Genomic DNA, 4,186 nt, shown 5'->3' with positions numbered 1-4,186 from the left:
CCGCGGTCGCGACCTCGCGCACCGCCTTGATGATCGAGGGGAGCTTCTCGGCATCGCCGACGTAGTGACGTTTGATGTTCTCGATGACGACGATGGAGTCGTCGACGACGCGGCCGATCGCGATCGTCAGCGCACCGAGGGTCAGGATGTTGAGCGAGTACCCGAACGCCTGGATGCCGATGAAGGTGATGAGCACGCTCGTCGGGATCGAGATGGCCGTGACGAGCGTCGATCGCACCGACAGCAGGAACAGCAGGATCACCACGACCGCGAACACGAGTCCGAGCAGTCCCTCTTCGGCGAGCGACTGGATCGACTGCTCGATGAACGGCGCCTGATCGAAGACGACGGTGAACGAGCCGCCGCCGAGCTGGGTGGTGAGATCCGGCAGCGCGTCGCGCACCTCGCGGGAGACGTCGACGGTGTTCGCGGACGGGAGCTTCGTGATCGCGATCGTGAGGGACGGCTCACCGTTCACTCGGGAGATCGAGGTGATCGGCGCCTGGCCGAGCGTGACGGTGGCGACGTCGCCGATCGTGACAGCGCCCTTCAGCAGCTGCGGCGCGGTCGTGGGCACGAGCGGGAGTGCGGTGATCTGATCGACCGACGTCAGTTTGGTGCCGGTCTGCACCGTGAGGGTCTGGTCGCCCTCGGTGATCGTTCCGCCGGGGAAGAGGATGCCGTTCTGCGACAGGGCGTCCTTGACGGCGGTCTGCGTGTAGCCGTGTGCGGCGAGCTTTGCCGGATCGGGGACGATCGTGACCTGCTGGGCCCGCCCGCCGACGATCTGGGCGGCGTTCACACCCGCAAGCTGCTGCAGCTTGGGCACGATGACCGACTCGAGGCGCGCCTGGGCCGCCGCCTCGTCGGAGTATCCCGAGACCGCGACCTGGATGACGGGGAAGTCGGACACGCTCGCGGTCACCACACTCGGGTCGACGCCGCTGGGCAGCGTGCTCTTGATGCGGTCGATCGCGAGCGAGACCTTCTGCTCGGCGGTGGTGAGGTCGGTGCCGTACGTGAACGACGCCTGCACGATCGACGAGTTGGCGGTGCTGGTCGCACTCGAGGACTCGAGACCGGGCACCCCCTGGATCGCCGTCTCGATCGGGGTCGAGACATCGTTCGAGACGACCTCGGGCGATGCCCCGGGGTAGCTCGAGACGATCGCGAGCTGCGGGAACTCGACGGAGGGGATGAGCTCCTGCTTGAGGCTCGTGAGCGCGATGCCACCGAAGATCGCCACGACGATGGTGACGAGGGCGATCAGAGCGCGGTTCTTGAGGCTGAGGACGGCGAGGTGCGACACGGTCGGCCTTCGTGATCGTTGACGGATGCCGGAGTCCGGCCGATACACGTCTGTATCGGGGTCAGTATCGCACGCCGATCCTTCTGTATGACTGAGGGATGCTGCCGGTCGCGGCCGCGGCATCCGTCACCGCCGACGGCCGCGCTAGCACCGGGGCGCGGGCGTCGTCAAGCCTGGGCCGGCGGGCGGGGCGTGATGCCACTCTGGGCGTGCGCCGTCGTGCGCCTCTGCGAGGAGACCCCTCGCGCCGACCCACCGGAGGATCCATGAACATCGCCCTGGTTCTCATCATCGTCATCGCCATCGTGGTGGCGATCGTCAGCGGACTGAACGCCGCCCTCAGCTGGTTGCTGTGGGTCGCGCTGATCGTGGGCGTCATCGCGCTCATCGCATTCCTGCTGAGGGTCATCGGCGGCCGCAAGGCCTGACGCTTCCCCCGGACGTCGCGCGTTTCGGGTGCGCGCGCCGTCGACTCTCCGTCCCCCCAAGGAGAGCGGATGCCGCGGCTTTCTGCCGCGGCATCCTTTTGTGTCCGGGCATCACGTGTCGGCGCGATCGGCCCACATGCGAAGCGCGTCGCGCACGAACGTCGCACCGTCGACGCCGCCGTAGTTCGCGGCGAAACGCGGATCGGCGACGTACATGTCGCCAAGGCCGCGCACGTAGGCGCGTACGTCGCCGCCGTCGCCCGCGGGCGTGCCGGGAATCGCGCACAGCCAGGCGACGTGACGGTCGGCGAGGCGTTGCGCGTCGTCGCCGGACGGATCCTCCCCGGCGATCGCCGCGGCGCGCCAGTCGGACTGCAGCGCGCGGGAGCGCTCCTGCCACGCGGCGCGATCGTCGGCGCTCATGCCGCGCCACCACGCGTCGCTGCGGGCGTAGGCATCCGCGCCCCAGCGCCGCTCGACCTCCTCGCGGTGCTCCTCGTGGGCGAACCCGTCGAACATGTTCTCGGCCGTGAGCCGTTCTCCTCTCCGGAGTGCGTGGATGGTGTGGGTGACGGATGCCGCCTGTCGCCGCAGCCGCTCCTGCCGGCGTTCGATGGCGTCGAGGTGGACCTCGAGCGCCGTGGCCGTGTCGGCGTCGCGGTCGAGCGCGGCAGCGATGTCGGAGAGCGGCAGCCCGAGCTCCCGCAGCAGCAGGATGCGCTGCAGGCGCACGAGCGCGGCGTCGTCGTACAGGCGGTAGCCGGCGGCGGTTGTCGAGGACGCCGGCAGGAGTCCGATCGCGTCGTAGTGCCGCAGGGTGCGGCTCGTGACGCCGGCGATGCGGGTGACGTCCGTGATGCTGCGCATGCGGTCTCCGTTCGTCGGGGTGCGGCGCCGGCGAGGATGTCCGTCGGCGTCGGGTTCGAGCGTAGGGATTGACGCCGCGTCAAGGTCAAGCCCGCGACATCCGATTCTCGATCAGCGCTTACGCAAACGCGATATATCGTGTTATCGTCACAACACGCGATATANCCCGGGTCATCGACATCGCATCCGCGACCGCCCTCAAGGTGGGGCTCGTGGGCGGCGAGGTCGACATCGTCGCCCACGACGAGCCGACCGTGCGCATCGAGGTGCACGGCGTCACCGTCAAAGACCTCCGGGTCGAGGTCGACGGCGACCGCGTCGAGATCGACCACCCCCAGCTGCGGTGGGACAACTTCCTCGAGGTGTTCCGCAACTTCGGCTCGGGCGGCCCCAAGGCCGAGATCAGCGTGGCCGTCCCCCGCGACATCGCGCTCACCCTCGGCGTCGTCAACGCGAGCGCTCTCGTCGCCGGCCTCCAGCGCGACGCGCGTCTCAACACCGTCTCGGGCGACATCATCGTCGACGGCCACACCGGATCGCTCACCCTCAACGCGGTGTCGGGCGACGTCCAGGTGCGCGGGCTCGAAGGTCGACTCGGCGCCAACAGCGTGTCGGGCGACGTCGCCGCGACGGGCGTCATCACCAAGGCCGACGTCGACACCGTGTCGGGCGCGCTGCTGTTCGACTCGACCGGCCCGGTGCATCAGATCGGCTTCAACACGGTGTCGGGCGACGCGACCGTGCGTCTGGACCCCGACCTCGCCGTCAACTACGTGCTGCGCAGTGTCAGCGGGAAGGTGCAGCTCGACGGCATCGTGCATCGCGGCAACGGCCCGGGCGTGAACTTCACCGGATCGATCGGCGAGCTCAGCGGCTCGTTCGCCGACGTGCGCGTCAACTCGGTCTCGGGCGACGTCACGCTGCTGCGCCACACCCCCGACGCGGCGCTCTCCCCTGAGGACGGTGCCCGATGACTCCCGCGGTCTTCTCCCACGGCGACCTGCGCCTCTACCTGCTGAACCTGCTCGACGAGTCCCCCCGGCACGGCTACGACCTCATGCAGGCCCTCGCCGACCGCACCGGCGGTACCTACACGCCGAGCGCCGGAACCATCTATCCGCGGCTGTCGAAGCTGGAGGAGGAGGGGCTCGTCACCAAGACCGTCGACGGACGCAAGACCGTCTACGAGATCACCGACGCCGGACGCGCCGAAGTGGCATCCCGCCGGGGCGACCTCGACGGCATCGAGGCGCACCTGTCGGACTCGGTGCGCCTCATCGCCGAAGAGGTGCGCGGCAGCGTGCGCGACGCGATGAAGAGCCTGCGCGCCGACCTCGCGGCGGCCAAGGCCGACCAGCGCAGCCACACCCCGCGATCGTTCGTGACCGAGCCCGACGACCGCGCCGACAGCCGCGAGCAGGTGCGCCGACTCGACGTCGTGGTGAACGAGTTCCGCGCCCAGGTGCGCGCCGACGCCCGCACCCACGTCGCGCGCGGCGGGGAGCTCGCCGCGACCGTGGTCGACGAGGTGGAGCGCGCACTCGACGAGGCCGCGCGGGAGCTGACCCGGGCCCTGCGGCGC

5 protein-coding genes are annotated in these 4,186 nt (G+C 69.7%); 3 read left to right on the top strand and 2 right to left on the bottom strand.

Annotation, left to right across the window (positions count from 1 at the left end; translation table 11 throughout):
* The coding region (locus ASG00_RS16250) for an efflux RND transporter permease subunit (RefSeq protein WP_442922573.1) at positions 1-1,309 on the bottom strand (1,309 nt) is incomplete at its 3' end.
* Positions 1,310-1,575: 266 nt separating this feature from the next.
* Here ASG00_RS16250 and ASG00_RS15600 point away from each other — a divergent pair.
* Positions 1,576-1,737 carry a hypothetical protein gene (locus ASG00_RS15600; RefSeq protein ID WP_048809092.1) on the top strand — a complete coding sequence of 54 codons (162 nt, stop codon included), beginning with the start codon at positions 1,576-1,578 and terminating at the stop codon, positions 1,735-1,737.
* A 111-nt stretch (positions 1,738-1,848) separates the two neighbouring features.
* On the opposite strand, the gene ASG00_RS01405 is transcribed toward ASG00_RS15600, so the two are convergent.
* Positions 1,849-2,604 carry a MerR family transcriptional regulator gene (locus tag ASG00_RS01405; protein WP_056206275.1) on the bottom strand — a complete coding sequence of 252 codons (756 nt, stop codon included), beginning with the start codon at positions 2,602-2,604 and terminating at the stop codon, positions 1,849-1,851.
* Positions 2,605-2,769: 165 nt separating this feature from the next.
* Here ASG00_RS01405 and ASG00_RS01400 point away from each other — a divergent pair.
* Positions 2,770-3,578, top strand: an 809-nt coding sequence (locus ASG00_RS01400; RefSeq protein ID WP_156456170.1) for a DUF4097 family beta strand repeat-containing protein, incomplete at its 5' end; no start/stop codon positions are given.
* Positions 3,575-4,186 (top strand): PadR family transcriptional regulator (locus ASG00_RS15045; RefSeq protein WP_045247547.1); only part of this gene is annotated, 612 nt, incomplete at its 3' end. The genes ASG00_RS01400 and ASG00_RS15045, both read left to right, overlap by 4 nt.

It is taken from the genome of Microbacterium sp. Leaf351 (genome assembly GCF_001423825.1).
Taxonomy (GTDB): Bacteria; Actinomycetota; Actinomycetes; order Actinomycetales; family Microbacteriaceae; genus Microbacterium; species Microbacterium ginsengisoli.
Note: the sequence above shows the minus strand (reverse complement) of the source record. Positions and strands in the feature narration are given on the sequence as shown.

Excerpts from the sequence above, each read along its gene's own strand:
- ASG00_RS15600 (WP_048809092.1), top strand. The coding sequence starts at position 1,576 with ATGAACATCGCCCTGGTTCTCATCATCGTCATCGCCATCGTGGTGGCG.
- ASG00_RS01405 (WP_056206275.1), bottom strand. The coding sequence starts at position 2,604 with ATGCGCAGCATCACGGACGTCACCCGCATCGCCGGCGTCACGAGCCGC.